An 18,619-nucleotide genomic window follows, 5' to 3' on the forward strand; every position below is an offset into this window, starting at 1 on the left:
TCCTCAGTCATTCAAACCCGGCTGACAATCAGACAACAGGGTTCTGCCGCACCAGTCAGGCATACATTTAGGAGATCTTTGATATGAAAGGGAGAGGTTCCGTCTCAAATCAGTCGCATCCTGCGCACTGCCTGACCATAAGGTCAAAGTTTGGAGCAATACTAACTGAAAGCCCCCAATGCAGGTATCTGCATCGGGGGCCTTTTAGACTAAAACACTAGGCGTCAAACTGATCAGCCACCCAGATAAGCCTTACGTACGTCTTCGTTCACCAGCAGATTATCACCAGTGTCTTCCAGTACGATCTTACCATGCTCAATAACATAACCGCGGTCGGCCAGTTTCAGCGCCTGGTTTGCGTTCTGCTCCACCAGGAAGATGGTGGTGCCTTCGCTACGTAGCTGATCGATGATCTCGAAGATCTGGTTAATGATGATCGGTGCCAGACCCAGTGAGGGTTCATCCAGAATCAGCAATCCAGGATTACTCATCATGGCACGGCCAATGGCCAACATCTGCTGCTCACCACCGGACATGGTACCGGCACGCTGGCTGTAACGTTCTTTCAAACGCGGAAACAGCTCCAGCACGTGGGCCAGGCGCTCTTCATAGTTGGTATAGTTAAAGAAACCACCCATGGCGAGGTTCTCTTCAACGGTCATACCGGAGAAAACACGACGACCTTCCGGCACGACCGCTAGGCCGGTACGCATAATCTCAGACGTTGCCTTCTGGGTGATATCTTCACCTTTCCAGGTCACCGTGCCGGATGATGCACGGGGATCACCACAGGCAGTCATCAGCAAGGTGGTTTTACCCGCACCATTGGCACCGATCAGGGTAACAATCTCACCCTTCTCAACATTCAGGGATACGCCTTGCAGAGCCTCAATGGGACCGTAGTGCGTATGAACATTATCAAGTCTCAGCATTACTCTTCTCCCAGATAAGCTTTGATTACCTCAGGGTTGCCCTGAATTTCAGCAGGTGTTCCCGCTGCCAGTGGTTCACCCTGATTCACCACATAGATCTGGTCAGAGATACCCATAACCAGCCCCATATCATGTTCAATCAGAAGAATAGAGATACCCTGCTCATCCCGCAGTTGGACAATCAGCTCATCCAGCGCCTTGGTTTCGTTCGGGTTCAGACCTGCCGCTGGCTCATCCAGCATCAGTAGTTTCGGCTCGGTTACCATGCAACGGGCGATTTCCAGACGGCGCTGCTGACCATAAGCCAGGTTTCCGGCTTCACGGTTAGCGAACTCCAGAAGGCCGACACGCTCCAGCCAGTGAGCGGCACGGTCCATCAGTTCCTGTTCGCTCTTTTTAAAGCCTGGCGTCATAAAGAAACCTTTCAGAAGGCTATGCTCGGCATGCATATGCTGAGCGACCAAAAGATTCTCAATCACGGTCATCTCTTTAAACAGGCGCACGTTCTGGAAAGTACGTACCATGCCTTCCCGGGCGATCAGGTGGCCGGGCTTGCCCCGCAGCTCTTTGCCCTGGAAGATAACAGAGCCTGCAGTTGGAATATAAAAGCCACTCACACAGTTGAAAACCGTGGTTTTACCGGCACCATTCGGGCCGATAACCGATACAATTTGCTTTTCTTTTACTTCAAGATCGACGCCGTTTACTGCCAGCAGGCCACCAAAGCGCATCGTCAAATCTTTTACTGTTAACAGATTATTAGTCACGTTTCAGCTCCAAATGCGGACGTTTCATCGGCAGCAGACCCTGTGGTCGCCAGATCATCATAAGCACCATCATCAGGCCGAATAACAGCATGCGGTATTCATCAAACTCACGGGCTAATTCAGGCAGAACGGTCATGGCAATCGCCGCCAGAATAACACCCAGCTGAGAGCCCATACCACCTAACACCACAATAGCGAGAATGATGGCAGATTCGATAAAAGTGAAGGATTCCGGGCTGATAAAGCCCTGTCGTGCCGCAAAGAAAGAACCGGCAAAACCCGCAAAAGACGCACCAATGGTAAACGCACCCAACTTAATTGACGTAGGGTTCAGGCCCAAAGACCGGCAGGCGATATCATCTTCACGCAGCGCCTCCCAGGCACGGCCGATCGGCATACGAATCAGACGGCGAATCACATAAACGGTGATCAGAACCAGAACCAGTGCCATCAGGTACAGGAACATCACTTTGTATTCACTGCTGTAGCCGATACCAAAGAACTCATGGAAGGTTGTTGCCCCTTCTTCCGACGGACGGCGGCTGAACTCAAGGCCAAACAGCGTCGGCTTGGGAATACGTGCGATACCATTCGGGCCGCCCGTAAGCTCTGTCCAGTTATTCAGCAAAATACGGATGATCTCACCAAAGCCCAACGTCACAATCGCCAGATAATCTCCGCGCAAACGCAACACAGGGAAGCCCAGCAAGAAGCCGAACAGAGCAGCCAGACCACCGGCAATCGGTAGTGCTACCCAGAAAGAAACACCGAAGTACATGTTCAGCAATGCGTAGGTATAAGCACCCACGGCATAGAAGCCAACGTAGCCAAGATCCAACAGACCTGCCAGACCGACCACCACGTTTAACCCCAGACCCAACATCACATAGATCAGGGTCAGGGTAGCGATATCCACCGCACCACGGGAACTCAGGAAAGGAAAGATCAGCAGGCCGATGATCACAAACATCGTCCAGACACGTTGCTGCTGAGGCGTACGTAAAAAGCCCGGAAGCTCCATACGCTCATCACTGCGCATTTTGGTAGTAAAACGGCCAACCTGCTCCCGAAACAGCTGCAGCAGAAAGACCAGTACAACACCCACAAACAGGAATGTAATTTTGCCGGTTGAAGACGCTTCAACAACCAGGTTGATACCTTCTGAGGTCAGAGACATCCCCAGCAGGAAACCACCCAGCACCAGAGTAATCAAGGCGGCTACAAATGCAGAAGTCACACGAGACATTAGATTTTCTCCACCTCAGGTTTACCCAGAATACCCTGCGGCATAAACAACAGAATCAGAACCAGCAATGAGAAAGCAACAACGTCTTTATATTCTGCTGTCAGATAACCTGCTGTAAGACTCTCTGAAATACCCAGAATCAGACCACCCAGCATCGCACCCGGAATACTACCGATACCGCCTAATACAGCCGCTGTAAAGGCTTTAAGCCCGGCAATAAAGCCGATATAGGGGTTCACAACACCGTAGTAAAGTCCCAGCAACATACCCGCAACCGCCGCAAGAGCTGCACCGATAACGAAGGTCACTGCGATAACATTATTTGAATTGATACCCAACAGGTTGGTCATGCCAATATCCTGAGCACAAGCTCGGCAGGCACGTCCCATACGTGAACGGGTAATAAACAGGGTCAGACCAATCATACACAGAACTGTCGTCACCATAATGATCACCTGCATGTAGGAGATCATAATATGGCTGCCTGAGGGGTCACCAAACAGAAAGCCACCCTGGATCATACTTGGCATCGCAATATCACGGGAGCCCTGAGCCAGACGAATATAGTTCTGAAGAAAAATAGACATACCGATAGCAGAGATCAGAGCAATCAGGCGTTTACTACCACGCAACGGTCTGTATGCAACCCGTTCAATGGAAAAGCCGTAAGCACTGGCTACCAGAATACTCACCGCCAGCGCCATGGCGATAAGCAGGAAAGGATTATCAATACCCAGCATACTTAAACCCGCCAGGGCGATAAACGCGACATACGTACCGATCATATACACTTCGCCATGGGCGAAGTTGATCATGCCGATGATGCCATAAACCATCGTGTAGCCGATGGCGATCAACGCATAGGTACTACCTATGGTCAGACCATTAGCAATCTGCTGAAGAAAATAAAAAATAGACTCGGACATTGGTTGACACCTTGAGAGCAACGCTAAACCCGAAGCCTGCTTTTGGCAGGCTTCGGGGGGAACGTTCACAGTGTACTTTGTAAGTGAACTGTTCGGTTCAATATTATTATGAAGACTTATTTGGCAGGGGATTTAGTGCCATCAGCGTGCCAGTTGTAAACAACGAAGTTGAATGAGGTCAGGTCACCCTTTTCATCAAACTTAACGTCACCAATCGGCGTGGAAAATGAAGCTTTATGCATGTGCTCTGCAACTTCATAAGGATCGTTGCTGCCAGTTGCATTCATACTGTCAGCCATAACCTGAACCGCTGCGTAAGCAGGCATTACGAATGGGCCGGAAGGATCCTGTCCTTTCTTTTCAAACGCACTGACCAGACCTTTGTTCTTAGGGTCCAGTTCAAAGCTTGGTGGTAGGGTAACCAGCAGACCTTCAGAAGCTTCACCGGCGATTGCAGAGATGTCTTTGTTACCAACACCTTCAGGGCCCATAAATTTCACATCAAGACCCAGCTCAGCAGACTGACGCAAAATCAGACCCAGCTCAGGGTGGTAACCACCGTAGTAAACGAAGTCCACATTGTTACGCTTCAGTTTAGCAACCAGAGCAGAGAAGTCTTTATCACCAGCAGTGATACCCTCAAACATCACAACATCAACACCCGCCTCTTCAACGGTGCTCTTAACAGCTGTTGCGATACCTTCGCCATACTGCTGCTTATCATGAATAACCGCCATGCGCTTAGGTTTTATGCTCTCAGCAACAAAACGACCCGCAACAGGCCCCTGAAGGCTGTCCAGACCGATGGTACGGAAGATCAGTTCATAACCCTGCAGTGTGATATCGGGGTTAGTAGACGCCGCAGTTACCATCACAATGCCTTCATCTTCATAGATATCAGATGCGGGCTGGGTTGAGCTTGAGCACAGATGGCCAACAACGTAGCTAATGCCATCATTTACGATTTTGTTAGCTACCGCTACCGCTTGTTTAGGGTCACAAGCATCATCGTATTTAACGCCGACCAGTTTTTCACCGTTTACGCCGCCGTTTTTGTTGATCTGCTCGATCGCCATTTCAGCGCCGATAAACTGCATATCACCATACTGTGCAACAGGGCCGGAAACGGGGCCTGCAAGGGCAATTTTGATCTCAGCCTGAGCCAGAGAAGCGCCCATCAATGCGGCGGAAACACCCATTCCAATAAGAGTTTTTTTCACCATGCTCTTCATTATTATTTCCCATTTTATTATTGATAATTCGATTTCAGCTGAATTAACAGGGATCTCGTCTCAGCTGATTATTCTGATTTCTGAGAAAAAATGACTCACATTCCACCATTGATTCAACAGAACACCAGACCTTCGACTAAGGATTATTCACTCAAATTCTGAGTTTTGTCTAGTTTGTATCGGTACAAATTTCATTTACAAGCCATTTCCGGCCAAAAATAAAACTAGTGAAGAAGCAAATACCAAGAAAATAAATCAGAATACAGACCAAAAAACAGATATATCAACTACATGAAGAATAAAACCAGGTATTTAGCTCCGTTTGTAACACTTTATTTACAACTCTTTTTTGTAGTGCATTTTTTTTAAATTCAGGTACTTAACAGTAAAAAAATTGGTCATTTTTTACGCAAAAGGCCGAGTTGTGAGCTAAGTTTTAGTCAGACACTCAAAATCAGAGGTGGGCTATGACAACCCAATTACCTTCGTTTGATGTGCTAATGGATCTGGCCCAAAACAACCCTGAACAACTGGAACAAATACGCAATGTCCTAAGTGAGGAGATTATTCAGAACGCCTCACCAAGAGCTCGCAATAAACTTAAGGGCATTATCTTTAGAGTAGATATGGAGCGCCAGCGTAGCAAAACTCCTCTGCAAAGCTGTATTCGTATTGCGGTTCTGATGCAGGCGTCCTATGGTCAGATGCGGGAAAAACTGGACCTGCTGTTCCAGGCACAACCTCTGCGCCTGGTACCCCCTACCGAGATACCTGAACCTGAACAAACAGATAACGTTTTGCCTTTCAGGTCAGCGAATAAGTAACTGACGGGCCGTCTAAGTGACTGAGCCTGTACCCCATCTTTTCGTGTGATAGCGGCGCATTCAATCTAATCCCATCAATAACCACCGCACCCAGTTAATATCACTAAAGAACCCACTAGTACGAAGAATAAACAACCGTCAACAGGCACAGATATTCTTCCATTCTATTAAAAGCTACGTCTACTCTACTTACTGGCATGCATCCTGCTTTTTAAGGCAATAAGCGCCTTTAGTTAGTGCATAAATGCACCGCCACGATGCAATAAAAAAGTGATAAAAATCATTAGGTTAGTACATCGGGCACCAAAAGATTATTTTCTTTGCGATATCACTCTACTTATTGGCGCACCACTCGTGCGCAAAACCTGTGCAGCACAGACTCAAAAACGCTCTGATATAGGGCATATAAAAAATACAAGGGGAAGCCTGTGGAGACCATTTCTGTGGACACAATAAACAGTGCAGTTGAAACACTGATGCAGGGAGCAAATACGCTCTTTATTCTTATAGGAGCTATTCTGGTTCTGGCAATGCATGCCGGTTTTGCTTTTCTTGAAGTGGGTACGGTGCGCAAAAAGAACCAGGTGAATGCATTAGTCAAAATTATGACTGACTTTGGTTTTTCAACGTTAGCTTACTTCTTTATTGGCTATTGGATCGCCTATGACATCACTTTCTTCAGCAGTGCTGAGGTTCTGGCTGAGGCCAATGGTTATGCACTGGTGAAATTCTTCTTTCTGCTGACCTTTGCCGCAGCAATTCCCGCTATTATCTCGGGGGGTGTTGCTGAACGGGCTCGTTTCTACCCTATGCTAATGGCTTCAGCTCTGATTGTCGGACTGGTTTACCCGCTATTCGAAGGCATCATCTGGAACGGAAACTACGGCTTTCAGGATTGGCTGACAAACCAGTTTGGTGCACCTTTCCATGATTTCGCCGGTTCTGTGGTGGTTCACGGCGTCGGTGGCTGGATCGCACTGGCAGCTATTTTGGTTCTGGGTGCCCGCGCCGGACGCTATCGTAATGGCAAGGTGGTTGCTTTCGCACCGTCGAATATCCCTTTTCTTGCCTTAGGCTCCTGGATTCTGACCGTTGGCTGGTTTGGGTTCAACGTTATGTCTGCACAAACTATTGACGGTATCAGTGGTCTGGTTGCGGTTAACTCGCTGATGGCGATGGTCGGCGGCATTATAGCCTCAATGTTTCTGGGTAAAAATGACCCTGGCTTCATTCATAACGGACCTTTGGCCGGACTGGTGGCCGTTTGTGCCGGCTCTGATATTATGCACCCTATGGGAGCACTGATCACCGGAAGTATTGCCGGTGCTCTTTTCGTCGTAATGTTCACCCTGGCGCAAAACAAATGGCCTCGCCTGGATGATGTACTGGGTGTCTGGCCTCTGCATGGGCTTTGCGGAGTCTGGGGCGGTATCGCCGCTGGAATATTTGGTCTGGAAGCACTGGGAGGACTCGGTGGTGTGACGCTGGCCTCACAGCTAATCGGCACACTGGCGGGTATCGTTATCGCCATTGTTGGCGGCTTCATCGTATACGGACTGGTACACAAAATAGCCAATATCCGCATGGACGAAGAAGAAGAGTTTAACGGCGCAGATCTCAGTATTCACAAAATTGGGGCAACCAGTGACGACTAAGCTCTGCTAAGCCCACCGCTCTTTGCTGGCAACCTGAACACCCGGCTTCCACTGCCGGGTGTTTTACTTTGAGCCCTGCTCTGCTTAAGCCTCTCTTTTCGCCGTGATTAAGGCAGGACAACACGCTGACGATTCATTAAAATCCCCTGCCTGTCCTTTATTGATGCCTCAGAGATACCCATGCCTTCAGAATTCAGCGTATCTGATTCGACTCAGATCCCCCTCGTCCAAACAAGTTTAAAAGCCGAAGGGGCGATCATTGTTGGCGCCGGCCCAGCGGGACTAATGGCAGCTCAGGTGCTGCTGGAACAGGGTATTCCGGTTGATCTCTTTGAGGCGATGCCCACTGTTGCCCGTAAGTTTCTTTATGCCGGTAAAAGCGGCATGAATATCAGTCATGCGGAAGCCACAGAACAGTTTCTGACCCGCTACAGCACAAGTTCCGTCCAGCCAGCGCACCCTCACCTGCTTGAGTCGGTCAGACAATTTGATAACACCCAGGTTAAGCACTGGGTTGAGTCAATGGGAATCGAAACCTTTATCGGCTCATCCGGCCGGGTTTTTCCAACGGGAATGAAAGCCGCACCCCTGCTTCGCAGCTGGCTGCAGAAACTAAAGAACCTCGGGTTAAAGCTCCATACCCGCTTCTACTGGCAAGGCTGGCAGGGAGAACAGCTCATATTCAACACGCCTGCTGGCAAAACTCAGGTTACGGGCAAAGCCTGCTTACTCTCCCTCGGGGGCGGCAGCTGGAAAAAACTTGGCAGCGACGGTCTCTGGCAGAAGCCGCTCTCTGATCAGGGGATTGAGTTAACCAAGCTTCGTCCCAGCAACTGTGGTTTTCAGGTGAGCTGGCCAGCAGGCTTTGCAGATGAATTTGCCGGTACCCCTCTGAAGAGCGTTGCTCTCTCTTCAGTCACCCCCAGTGGTAACACTATCGCAAAAAGTGGTGACCTTATGATCAGCAGGAAGGGTATTGAAGGCGGGTTAGTCTATGGCGTCAGTGCCAGTCTGAGGGATCAGATCATTCAGAACGGTCAGGCAACACTGCTTATCGACCTCCTCCCTGCACGCTCCCAGGATGAGATCGAAAAAGCACTATACAACCGGGGAAAGCGCTCCATCAGTCACTGCCTGAAACAGCTGAAACTGAGTCCCGCTAAACAGGCGCTACTCAGGCAGTTAACCGATAAAGAGACCTTTCAGGATATTTCTCGATTAGCCGCAGCCATCAAGAAACTGCCTCTGCCACTAACCGAAACCCAGCCGACAGACAGGGCGATCAGCACTGCAGGCGGTGTCAGGTTTTCTCAGCTGAACCACCATCTGATGGCCACAGAGATACCGGGGTTATTTTTTGCCGGAGAGATGCTGGACTGGGAAGCCCCGACCGGCGGTTACCTGCTGACAGCATGTCTTGCCACAGGCCATCAGGCAGGTCAGGGAATGGTTGAGTTTATCCGGGGTAGCGTTTAATTCAGAATGCTCTGGCTTTCCTTAACACCAAAATCACTATTTTTCCAGAAATAGCGCCGGATCCACTCGCGCTCCATTGAGTGTTACGGTCCAATGCAGGTGTGGGCCGGTTACACGGCCTGTTGCACCCACCTCACCCAACTTATCACCCGCTGAAACGGTATCACCGACTTTCAATGCCTCTGTTTCAGACAGATGGCAATAAAGCGTTGTCAGGCCTTGCCCATGATCAACAATCACCGTCTTACCATTAAAGTAATAGTCACCGATCGCCGCCACTTTACCATTGAGTGCTGACAGTACCGGAGTTCCCGTGGGTGCTGCGATATCCATGCCACTGTGGGGCTTGCGGGGTTTACCATTAAACACTCGTCGCAGACCAAAGGAGCTGCTGATCCTTCCTTCTGTTGGCTGTACAAGGGCGTCAGGCAAAGGGTGAATGACAGGCTTAAAAGTATCCATCGCCCCCCGAATCTCAGGTGTTTCACGCCACACACGCTGCAACTGCTCGGTACTCAGATTGACATGTTTATTCTTCACCGTCAGGCGCTGTTCCTGATATTTTTTATCCGTTACTTTAAAGTCCAACGGTTTGTCGCCATCCTTTGTTCGCCAAAACGCCTGATACTGGCCTGCTTTCAGGGAAAGCGGCAGGCCAACCCAGGCATACCAGGTATCATCCTGTTTTGCGGTAAAGACCCTTTTTTTCTGGAAAAAAACATGGGGCGGTGCATCACCTTTCTGAGGCAGCTTAATAACCGCAACCCCGCCGGGAACCCGGGAGTCCTCCGGAGTAAATCCGGCGTATACCCCACCAGCAAAAAACAGGCTAAACACAATGATCACAGCCGGGATTAGCAACCGGTAACGAGAAGCGTAAAGATAAAACCCTGAAGATAAAGACACGGAAAAACTCCCTGAAAGCGAAATATAAACCCAGGCAAAGCATGGGCCGGGACAAAGACTATAGTGACAACAGTTTGCCCTAGACAGAAAAGGTGTCAAGACAGCCGATGCCGGTACTATGCAGGGGCGTCGGCATCAGATGCCTCCCGACACAACTGCAGCCAACGACTGACGCCGGCACTTCGGTATTTCTGTTTATGCAGAATAAAGTAGAACAGGCGACGGGTATTCCGGTGTGGTATTGCCAAAGGAACTAAGGCCCCTCGACTGAAAGCATCCTCAAGCGTAACCCGGGAGAGGCAGCCGAGCCCCATACCTGCTTCAACGGCCCGTTTAATCGCTTCGGTGTGCTGAAGCTCCAGTAACACGTTAAGCTCCGGCAAAATACCACTCATAATCCGGTCAAAGGTCTGCCGTGTACCTGAACCGGTCTCACGCAGAATCCAGTTAGCTGACTTCAGAGCCTGATCATCCAACACCTTACCGGCTGCTGCAAGGGGATGGTTACAGGATGCGAAAACCACCAACTCATCTTCCCGCCAGGGAATCACCTCCAGTTCAGGGTGTTGAATCTCACCCTCCACTAGCCCTACATCCAGCTCAAAATTGACAACCTTACGGGCAATTGCAGCGGTATTCTCGACATCAAGGGTCACCTTGGCATCCGGCTGAGATGCCATATATTGCGCCATCAGGTTAACCGCCAGATAGTTACCGATGCTCAGGGTTGCCCCTACCTTAAGATTCCCTGGTTGCTGATGCTGCTGCAGAGCAATTTCTAACTCCTGAGCCTGCGCCAGCAGGGATGCAGCCCGAGGCCGCAACAAGCGCCCCAGCTCATTCAGCTGCAAACGCTTACCAACCCGGTCAAAAAGTTGAATATCAAACTGCTGCTCAAGCTCTTTCAGAGCACTACTGGCCGCAGACTGTGACATTGAAAGATTCTGTGCAGCTTTGGTTATATTTTCGAAATGTGCTGCCGCCAGAAACACCTCCAGCTGCCGTAGGCTATACCGCACCCTGCTCTCCTTTTTTAGAATATAAAGTCAATAAACCCCTAAGTCACACTCATTATTGATAAAATTGATTACTAAAATCAATATTAACTGTTTCTCCGATAGATAAGACAAGAAGTAAACTCTGCATAAATTACCTGATGCTATCGAAAGCGATTGCCGGAGAATCAAATGTCTGCATTTATTAAAGAGGAAGTCCTCAGTGTTCATCACTGGGATAATAACCTGTTCAGCTTCAAGACCAGCCGAGCTTCAAGTCTGCGCTTTAAAAATGGCCACTTTATCATGATAGGCCTTGAGGTTGAGGGTCGCCCTCTGATGCGGGCCTATAGCATCGCCAGTGCAAACTATGAGGATCACCTGGAGTTTTTCAGTATCAAGGTGCCGGACGGGCCTTTAACATCGCGCCTGCAAAGCATTCAGCCCGGCGATAAGCTGGTTGTTAGTAGCAAGCCCACAGGCACTCTTATCAACGACCATCTGTTACCCGGTAAGAATCTCTACCTGATCAGTACGGGCACCGGGCTAGCACCCTTTCTGAGTATCATCCGGGACCCGGAGATCTACGAACAGTATGACAAAATTATTCTGACTCACGGTGTTCGCTACACCTCTGAGCTGGCCTATCAGGATCTGATTACAAAAGAGCTGCCGGAGCATGAATATTTTGGAGATCTGATACGGGAAAAGCTGGTTTACTATCCGACGGTGACACGTGAAGCTTATAAAAATGAAGGGCGGCTCACTGACCTGATGCGCAGTGGGAAACTGTTCACCGACCTGAACCTGCCAGCTTTTGATCTGGATAAGGATCGTTTTATGATCTGTGGCGGACCATCAATGCTTAAAGAGACTGTTGAGATCCTTCAGGAGCAGGGCTTTACCGAGGCCAAAAACAGCTCAGCAGGCCATTATGTTATCGAACGGGCTTTTGTTGAGAGCTAGAATAGCACTCCAAATGGTATAAGTCATCGCAGTAAAAAAAACAGCACCGTGAACTTTTTACTTCACGGTGCTGTTTTGTTTTATAGCCCCTTTAAACTCATGCCTCTGCTCCCGGTTTACTCCGCCAGGGTAATATTAAGGATCTGCTGTTCAAAAACGATACGATCACCGGCAACAATTTTGCGCCTTTTACGAGTATCTGTTTCGCCATTCACCTGAACACGCCCCTGCTCAATAGCCTGCTTGGCTTCACCACCGCTACTTACCAGGTTTTCAAATTTCAAAATCTTGTACAGTTCAACCGGTTCCCGGTTGATAATGACATCTATCATCACGACCTCAACTAGAGCGCAAAAGCGCACAATATTTTTCTGATGGCCCGAATCAACGCCATCAGACCTTAGCTATTTCATAAACCAGGCCAGCAGCAAGACGTGCTGTTCGGCCATCCGGATCTTCCAGAGGATTGCACTCCGCTATATCAACCAAAAGCAGAGGCACCTCTGCCCGTTGCGCCTCGTGTAGTATCAGTCTGAGCAGCCCCATACCAACTCGGGCATCGAGACCAAAGACAGAGGGTGCACTCACACCCGGAGCAGCAGCAATGGAAAAAAGATCAAGACTCACCGACAGATAAAGATAATCCAGACTGGAAAGAAAACTCCGGATTTCCTGTTCAATTTCCGGAAAAAACGCTTCTCCACATTTCTGCTGCAAGCGCCAGTGCACGCCATAGGCTTCCGCACGGTCAAATTCTCCAGCGGAGGTTACCTGCTCATCCAGTCCTAAACAATAGCAGGGAAAATCGAGATTACGCTCTTTGCAATACTGTGCGATCTGCAAAAAAACAGACTGAGCATTGGGCTGAGGGTCAGCCTCCGACATAGCCAGCCGCGCACCCAGACTGACAATACCAACGGAAACATCCGACGAACCGGCAAAGACATGACGTGACGCCCCCTGATAGCTGGCCCAGCCAACCTCAAGCCCACCCCCAAGAATGACCGGTGTTAACCCTATATCCAGCAAATGAGCGACATGTCCTGCCAGCTGGCTCTGGGCAATAATCAGCTGCTCCTCTTCACACCAGATATCTCCGGCATCATAGATATCACGCTTCTGATGCCAGGCAAGATTTGCCAGTGCCCGGCGAATCACCAGAGGGCCATGGGCCGCCCCTGACCGGCCGGCACTGCGTTTTACCCCTTCATCCGTGGCAAAGCCGATCAATGCCATCGGTGCAAGCTCTCCGCTTTGCCGGGAACACTCTGACGAGTAATCCTCCAGTGCTTTTATGCGGCCACTCCAGAACTGATCAATATCAAAGGTGGCCTGATCTTTAAGACGCTTTCTCTTCCAAAGGGTCATATCCGTTTTTTTATACGTCACCACAACCTCCCTAAGATAAAAATTGCTGGCCAGGCCTTAGTTCAACCGATATAACACCTCAGCCTGTTAACACTTTAGTCCATGATATTAAGAATAACGGATAAAGAATGACTCATGTCATACAAGAGCTGGCCAACAACATCCGAATCCTTTTTCTTGATCCTGATCGATTTATTGCCTTGTCATAAAGCTATAATGACCTGAAATAGGGCATCATGAGACATCGCACGATGACAGAACAAGACTTTTGGGACATTATCAATAACTCCCTGCAGCACAACGCTCCGGGATCTGAAGGCCAGTACCTGAGTATCTCTCAATCACTGGCAACATTACTTCCTGAACAACTGATTGAGTTTGAAAACCATCTTGCACACCAGAAAAGCCGCGCATTCTGTTTCCCGGTACTGATGGCTAACTTTGCTCTTCAGAGTTACATCAATGATGATATCTTTGAAGACTTCCGCCTTTGGCTGATCTCATTTGGACAGGACAAATTTGAAGCGGTTCTGAATCATGCCGATCAATTGGCGGAATTCAGTAATGTTGAGGACCCGATCGAAGATATCACCGGGGAAGGACTGGTTTTTGCTGCCCAGGAGGCGTATGAAGCCGTAACAGGTCAGGACGACTTTCTGAAACGAGTCAGACCACAGCCCGACCCGGAGATCAACTACCCTTGGCCAGATAATCTGGGACAGCTGGAAGCGATGCTGCCAAACTTATTTAATAAGCACTGGGATAAAAACCGTACTTACGAACTGGGTCCGGAATAACCCTCTGCACAGTATATTTCCAGGGAAGGAATTACCTGCAGAGTATCTGAGTAAGGAACTATGTTGGATCAAGACTCTCAGTCTTATCAGTACTCTCTGCAGCAGTTCCCATATTACCCTGTGATTGTGGCTCGGATCGAAGAGACTCAGCCATTGCAGACATAGAAACGACCTGCAAAATATCATTAATGGAGTTCCAGTCTTCCTCTGAAATCATCACCGCCCGACCAGACTCACCCTCAATGAAAATAGTAGCTTGCTCTTGTACTGTCTGATCGACCCACTGCTCAGGTCGCCGGGCAAATTCTTTACTGGTTAGTTTCATCATTCATCAGCTCCGCTCTTCCGCACCAGGCCGAACCGTCACAGGTACAGTACATATCACAGGTTAACAGGCATAATCACTAGCTCTTAGCATAACGGCTAGGGTAAACCCTAATACTGAGTTTAGGTAAAAGATCTTATTTTTTCATCCTTAATTCGCAAGACCACGACGCTGATCACAACTATACAAACTATAGAGGCATTTCATAAGACTCTTAATATTTTGCACCCTGATGATGTCGCTTTGTAATCAGAGGCCTCCACGGAAAACGCCTCGATAAACGCTATACAGGCCTTGATGCATATCACACCAGAACAGATAACCTACTGAAGCACGGGATTTTTCATCAAAAGCTCTCGTTTTTATCTATGATTAAAGCCTATAATCTTTTGGCTCCCAATCCGTCTTACGGAAAAGAAACTCTAAAACATCAGTAAAAGATGCAGGATCAGTCTATGAGTCGACAATATATGACACTGGGGTTCTACCACGGCTTTAATAAGATGTTTCGCCCTACTTACGATATTTTCGACTGCGAAGGAAATCCTGTGTATGCCGATACCAAAGCGATAAAAAAACTTATTGAAGATAACGTTATTTCAGACCCTACAGACCGGGACGGCCTGGAAAGACATCTGATTCATGAAGGTGTTCTGCACGCAAATGGACATCTGTTGGATGGCATCGCCCTGGATCGGGCAAAACAGGAGCCTCTTTCCGTGGATATCCCACCGATGGAAGATGAGAAACGCTTTGTACTTGCCTGGAGTACGTTAAATAAAATCCCGGTCCGGCGCGGTAAGTCTACCCGAGGGGTTAAACTCCCCATAGGGCAGTTTCCTGAAGGGACACCTATAATAGATATCCGTCGTCAATTGATACCTGTCTTTCCGGAATTTGATATAGAATTTGCCATCGAAGAGGGTGTTAACCTGATGCTGATTAAACGTCGTGAAGCCCTGCTCCAGGATCCGGCAGCCTAGCTTTTTCAGGTAAAAAGATGAATAGCCTGATACCTGTCAGGCGAAACTCTGTTGCAACTCCGGCTTATTCCGATGACATGACGCGCTATCAGTAGTCCCCTTACGGTCAGACTGTACACGTCTCAGATCTGCCTGAAGAGATCGACAGGACGATTTCAGCGTTTCAGCACGTTCAAGGCGGGCGCAGGTGATAAAGTGCTCCAATGTATTAATAAAAAATATCTCCGGATGACTTAACTCACTCTGTACGACCAGAGCGTTAAGTGTATCCTGCAGACGTTTCGCTTCGTGCAGCAGATGTGCACGTAGCGATAGTGTCATTGCCTGCGTATCTGATGCCGCCAGTTCACCGGAAAAACGATCAAACACCTGATTAATATAGCTCTGAGTCATGGAATCACCTTTGTTGCACACAGGTTTCGACCTGCCATTAAGTACAGACTGCCTTTTCAGCACCTTAGGCAAGACTAGAATGTACAGATGACATTTACATGACCAACAATCAGTATTTAGTGAAAAAAGCGAGCCAGAGCAGGCCTGACTCACTTCGCTTAACGCCGTCTTTTCAGAGAAATTGAGGCCCTGGATTCCAGGGCATTTTAACCTTCATAAACACGAATGCCTGCATTAAGCAGATCCAGCACCTTCCCCATCCCCTGGTGCAATGCTGATTCTATCTCAGTCATGGTGATAATCTCATCGGTCAGGCCCGCTGCCATATTCACCACCAGCGCGATACAAGCATAAGGTAACCCTGCTTCTCTCGCTAAAGCTGCTTCAGGCATACCCGTCATACCGACGATATCGCAACCATCCCGCATCATGCGCTGAATCTCTCCGGCACTCTCCAGGCGGGGACCTTGTGTTGCCCCATAGACGCCCTGAGACATCACTTTCAGATTCAGTCTTTCAGCTTGCGCCAATAGCAACTGCCTCAGGGGCTCATCATAGGGCCAGCTAAAATCAATATGCACAACCTCATCCAGGTCATCCGCAAAGAAGGTATGCTCACGACCCCAGGTGTAATCCACTATCTGGTCAGGGATCATAAGACCTGCAGGTTGGCACTCAGGATGAATACCGCCAACCGCATTAACCGCAACAACAGCACTGGCACCGGCATCTTTCAGAGCCTGAATATTCGCACGATAATTAACTTTATGGGGAGGAATACGGTGTGGGTCACCATGACGGGCCAAAAAAAGCACCTGTTTGCCGCCAACGGAGCCAGTCAGAATCTCAGCCGAAGGCTCACCCCACTGCGTCGACACGGCCTTACGGGAAACCACATCCAAGCCCTCCATTTGAGTCAGGCCGGTACCACCTATAATTGCCAACATCTGTCTACCCTTGCTTGTCTGGTGTTAATTCTGAAAACCAGATTTTGACTTAAACAATCAGGTTCTCGGTTTGGACAGGTGCCTATATCAAAAAAGCCGCTGAGAGCAGCGGCTTTTCTGAACAACGCACACTACCGGAGTGCGAATTGAAAAAATTACATACCTTTCGGCGCGTAGATACCCGGCGCATTGCGCAGAAAACCCTGAAAGTCCATGCCGTAACCAAACAGATAGCGATCTTCAACCTCAAGACCTGTGAAGCTTGCAGTCATCTCAGGACGGGCCTTGCGGTCATGAATCTTATCAACCAAAACGGCACTGTAAACAGCTTTTGCACCTTGCTCCTGGCAATAATCCAGAATGGCAGCCAACGTGTGCCCCTCGTCCAGAATATCGTCGACAATCAGAACTGTCCGGCCTTCCATATTCACTTCAGGTGGAACGCGCCAGTACAGCTCACCACCGGTTGTTTCACCGCGATAACGCGTCGCATGGATATAATCCACTTCCAAAGGAAACTCAAGCCGAGTTAGCAGATGCCCTGTTGTGATCAGACCACCATTCATAACACAGTAAACCACTGGCAGCTTATCACCCAGTTGTTCAGTGATATCCTCAGCCATCTTATCAAGCGCACGATCAACCTGCTCTTTCGTGCACAGGCAATCCGCTTCAGTAAAGACTTTTTTGATACGTTCCAGGTTATTTTCTACTGGCATTGTTTAGTTCCAATGGTCTGTTTTGTGTCGTTAAATCATTAAATCCCGGCGTTATACCCCTTTTATAGGGTACAGCGCCGGGATAAATTCAGTTTAATTACAGAATCGCTTAAACAAGCGCTTCCAGCTGATCCGCTACCCGGTTGTATCGGGGATCAGCATCCAACGCATCCAGTGTCGGCCGGGAGAGTACACTCAATGCAGACAACCGCTGCACTGAGCGTGGGGAAAACTCATAATCTGCCAGGGCATCAATAACCTGAAGCGCACCCTCACGGTCATTACAGACCAAAATCATATCGCACCCGGCACCTAAAGCGGCATAAGCACGGGCAGAGTAATCGCCTGTAGCAGCAGCACCCGCCATACCCAGATCATCACTGAAGATCACACCTTTAAAACCCAGTTGGCGGCGCAGAATATCTTTTAGCCAATAAGGAGAAAAGCCAGCAGGCTCAGGCGCTACTTTTTCGTAGATCACATGGGCCGGCATGACACCATCCAATAGCGGGCATAATGCGGTAAAAGGTTTCAGGCAGTGCTCATCAATCTCTGAAAAAGGACGAACATCAACGGGCAGATCAATATGAGAGTCTGCGGCCACATAACCATGGCCGGGGAAATGCTTACCTATCGCTGGCATGCCAGCTTCATGCAGGCCTTCAATCAATGCATCTGCCAAGCGGGTAACAATCTCAGGGCGACCAGAAAATGCCCGGTCACCAATCACGTCGCTATTGCCGTAATCGAGATCGAGCACGGGTGCAAAAGTAAAATCCAACCCATAGGCCAGAAGCTCGGAAGCCATTAGCCATCCAGTATCCCAAGCAAGTTCCAGAGCGGCCTCCGGGTCGTTCATAAATAACGCACCCAAACATGCCATGGGTGGAATACGAGTAAACCCGTCACGGAACCTCTGAACACGCCCTCCCTCATGATCCACTGCAATCAGGATTTCAGGACGTAACTCCCGAATACTCCGGATCAGATACTCAAGCTGAGAAGGGTCCCGGTAATTTCGTGTAAACAGGATGATACCACCCACCAATGGATGCACGATGAGTTCACGCTCGTCATTGGTCAGCTCGAAGCCTTCCAAGTCAAGCATAATGGGCCCATGGGTCATAGCGATTATCCTGCGACAGAGAAATGAATAAACCGC

At 49.0% G+C, this 18,619-nt stretch carries 20 protein-coding genes; 6 read left to right on the forward strand and 14 right to left on the reverse strand.

Annotated features, from left to right (window positions below; translation table 11 throughout):
* Positions 1-233 precede the first annotated feature (233 nt).
* The 5 genes from BTA35_RS00440 to BTA35_RS00460 all read right to left on the reverse strand — a co-directional run bounded on the left by BTA35_RS00440 (position 234) and on the right by BTA35_RS00460 (position 5,103).
* A complete protein-coding gene (locus tag BTA35_RS00440; RefSeq protein WP_077242472.1) occupies positions 234-932 on the reverse strand; it encodes an ABC transporter ATP-binding protein in 699 nt (232 codons plus the stop codon).
* Positions 932-1,699 (reverse strand): high-affinity branched-chain amino acid ABC transporter ATP-binding protein LivG, encoded by a 768-nt coding sequence (livG, locus tag BTA35_RS00445; protein WP_077242473.1) that lies wholly within the window; start codon positions 1,697-1,699, stop codon positions 932-934. Before livG ends, BTA35_RS00440 begins: the two co-directional genes overlap by 1 nt.
* The gene (locus tag BTA35_RS00450) at positions 1,692-2,945 is read right to left on the reverse strand and encodes a high-affinity branched-chain amino acid ABC transporter permease LivM (protein ID WP_077242474.1); all 1,254 of its coding nucleotides are present in this window, start codon (positions 2,943-2,945) and stop codon (positions 1,692-1,694) included. The genes livG and BTA35_RS00450 overlap by 8 nt, the downstream gene beginning before the upstream one ends.
* Positions 2,945-3,871 carry a high-affinity branched-chain amino acid ABC transporter permease LivH gene (livH, locus tag BTA35_RS00455; protein WP_077242475.1) on the reverse strand — a complete coding sequence of 309 codons (927 nt, stop codon included), beginning with the start codon at positions 3,869-3,871 and terminating at the stop codon, positions 2,945-2,947. The genes BTA35_RS00450 and livH overlap by 1 nt, the downstream gene beginning before the upstream one ends.
* Before the next feature lie 116 nt (positions 3,872-3,987).
* Positions 3,988-5,103, reverse strand: a complete 1,116-nt coding sequence (locus tag BTA35_RS00460) for a branched-chain amino acid ABC transporter substrate-binding protein (RefSeq protein WP_077242476.1) — start codon at positions 5,101-5,103, stop codon at positions 3,988-3,990.
* A gap of 467 nt (positions 5,104-5,570) precedes the next feature.
* Here BTA35_RS00460 and BTA35_RS00465 point away from each other — a divergent pair, with 467 nt between their 5' ends.
* From BTA35_RS00465 to BTA35_RS00475, 3 genes are all read left to right on the forward strand, one after another.
* Positions 5,571-5,927, forward strand: a complete 357-nt coding sequence (locus BTA35_RS00465) for a DUF3135 domain-containing protein (protein ID WP_077242477.1) — start codon at positions 5,571-5,573, stop codon at positions 5,925-5,927.
* 443 nt (positions 5,928-6,370) lie between these two features.
* Entirely contained in the window at positions 6,371-7,582 is a 1,212-nt protein-coding gene (locus tag BTA35_RS00470) for an ammonium transporter (RefSeq protein WP_077243325.1), read from the forward strand.
* A gap of 180 nt (positions 7,583-7,762) precedes the next feature.
* Positions 7,763-9,058, forward strand: a complete 1,296-nt coding sequence (locus BTA35_RS00475) for a TIGR03862 family flavoprotein (protein WP_077242478.1) — start codon at positions 7,763-7,765, stop codon at positions 9,056-9,058.
* A gap of 36 nt (positions 9,059-9,094) precedes the next feature.
* Here the strand turns inward: BTA35_RS00475 and BTA35_RS00480 are convergent, their stop codons facing one another.
* Positions 9,095-9,964: a peptidoglycan DD-metalloendopeptidase family protein gene (locus BTA35_RS00480; RefSeq protein WP_077242479.1), complete on the reverse strand. Its 870-nt coding sequence runs from the start codon at positions 9,962-9,964 to the stop codon at positions 9,095-9,097.
* Between the two features lie 116 nt (positions 9,965-10,080).
* A complete protein-coding gene (locus tag BTA35_RS00485) occupies positions 10,081-10,983 on the reverse strand; it encodes a LysR family transcriptional regulator (protein ID WP_077242480.1) in 903 nt (300 codons plus the stop codon).
* 168 nt (positions 10,984-11,151) lie between these two features.
* On the opposite strand from BTA35_RS00485, the gene BTA35_RS00490 reads away from it, so the two are divergent.
* Positions 11,152-11,925 carry a ferredoxin--NADP reductase gene (locus tag BTA35_RS00490; protein WP_077242481.1) on the forward strand — a complete coding sequence of 258 codons (774 nt, stop codon included), beginning with the start codon at positions 11,152-11,154 and terminating at the stop codon, positions 11,923-11,925.
* Positions 11,926-12,041: 116 nt separating this feature from the next.
* Here the strand turns inward: BTA35_RS00490 and BTA35_RS00495 are convergent, their stop codons facing one another.
* Positions 12,042-12,257 (reverse strand): RNA-binding S4 domain-containing protein, encoded by a 216-nt coding sequence (locus BTA35_RS00495; RefSeq protein ID WP_077243326.1) that lies wholly within the window; start codon positions 12,255-12,257, stop codon positions 12,042-12,044.
* Positions 12,258-12,318: 61 nt separating this feature from the next.
* Positions 12,319-13,314 (reverse strand): formimidoylglutamase, encoded by a 996-nt coding sequence (locus tag BTA35_RS00500; protein WP_077242482.1) that lies wholly within the window; start codon positions 13,312-13,314, stop codon positions 12,319-12,321.
* Between the two features lie 230 nt (positions 13,315-13,544).
* Between BTA35_RS00500 and BTA35_RS00505 the strand changes: the two genes are divergently transcribed.
* Positions 13,545-14,090 carry a DUF4240 domain-containing protein gene (locus BTA35_RS00505; protein WP_160054855.1) on the forward strand — a complete coding sequence of 182 codons (546 nt, stop codon included), beginning with the start codon at positions 13,545-13,547 and terminating at the stop codon, positions 14,088-14,090.
* Positions 14,091-14,148: 58 nt separating this feature from the next.
* Here the strand turns inward: BTA35_RS00505 and BTA35_RS00510 are convergent, their stop codons facing one another.
* The gene (locus BTA35_RS00510; RefSeq protein WP_077242484.1) at positions 14,149-14,418 is read right to left on the reverse strand and encodes a type II toxin-antitoxin system Phd/YefM family antitoxin; all 270 of its coding nucleotides are present in this window, start codon (positions 14,416-14,418) and stop codon (positions 14,149-14,151) included.
* Between the two features lie 452 nt (positions 14,419-14,870).
* Here BTA35_RS00510 and BTA35_RS00515 point away from each other — a divergent pair, with 452 nt between their 5' ends.
* Positions 14,871-15,398 (forward strand): hypothetical protein, encoded by a 528-nt coding sequence (locus BTA35_RS00515; RefSeq protein ID WP_077242485.1) that lies wholly within the window; start codon positions 14,871-14,873, stop codon positions 15,396-15,398.
* A 36-nt stretch (positions 15,399-15,434) separates the two neighbouring features.
* Here BTA35_RS00515 and BTA35_RS00520 read toward each other — a convergent pair whose 3' ends face one another.
* The 4 genes from BTA35_RS00520 to nagZ form a co-directional block, all read right to left on the reverse strand.
* Positions 15,435-15,791, reverse strand: a complete 357-nt coding sequence (locus tag BTA35_RS00520; RefSeq protein WP_077242486.1) for a C48 family peptidase — start codon at positions 15,789-15,791, stop codon at positions 15,435-15,437.
* Between the two features lie 206 nt (positions 15,792-15,997).
* The gene (locus tag BTA35_RS00525; protein WP_077242487.1) at positions 15,998-16,738 is read right to left on the reverse strand and encodes an S-methyl-5'-thioinosine phosphorylase; all 741 of its coding nucleotides are present in this window, start codon (positions 16,736-16,738) and stop codon (positions 15,998-16,000) included.
* 155 nt (positions 16,739-16,893) lie between these two features.
* The gene (locus BTA35_RS00530; RefSeq protein ID WP_077242488.1) at positions 16,894-17,457 is read right to left on the reverse strand and encodes a hypoxanthine-guanine phosphoribosyltransferase; all 564 of its coding nucleotides are present in this window, start codon (positions 17,455-17,457) and stop codon (positions 16,894-16,896) included.
* A gap of 109 nt (positions 17,458-17,566) precedes the next feature.
* Complete coding sequence (nagZ, locus tag BTA35_RS00535; protein ID WP_077242489.1) at positions 17,567-18,583, reverse strand: beta-N-acetylhexosaminidase; 1,017 nt, start codon at positions 18,581-18,583, stop codon at positions 17,567-17,569.
* Between the last annotated feature and the right edge of the window lie 36 nt (positions 18,584-18,619).

The organism is Oceanospirillum linum (genome assembly GCF_001995095.2).
Taxonomy (GTDB): Bacteria; Pseudomonadota; Gammaproteobacteria; order Pseudomonadales; family Halomonadaceae; genus Oceanospirillum; species Oceanospirillum linum.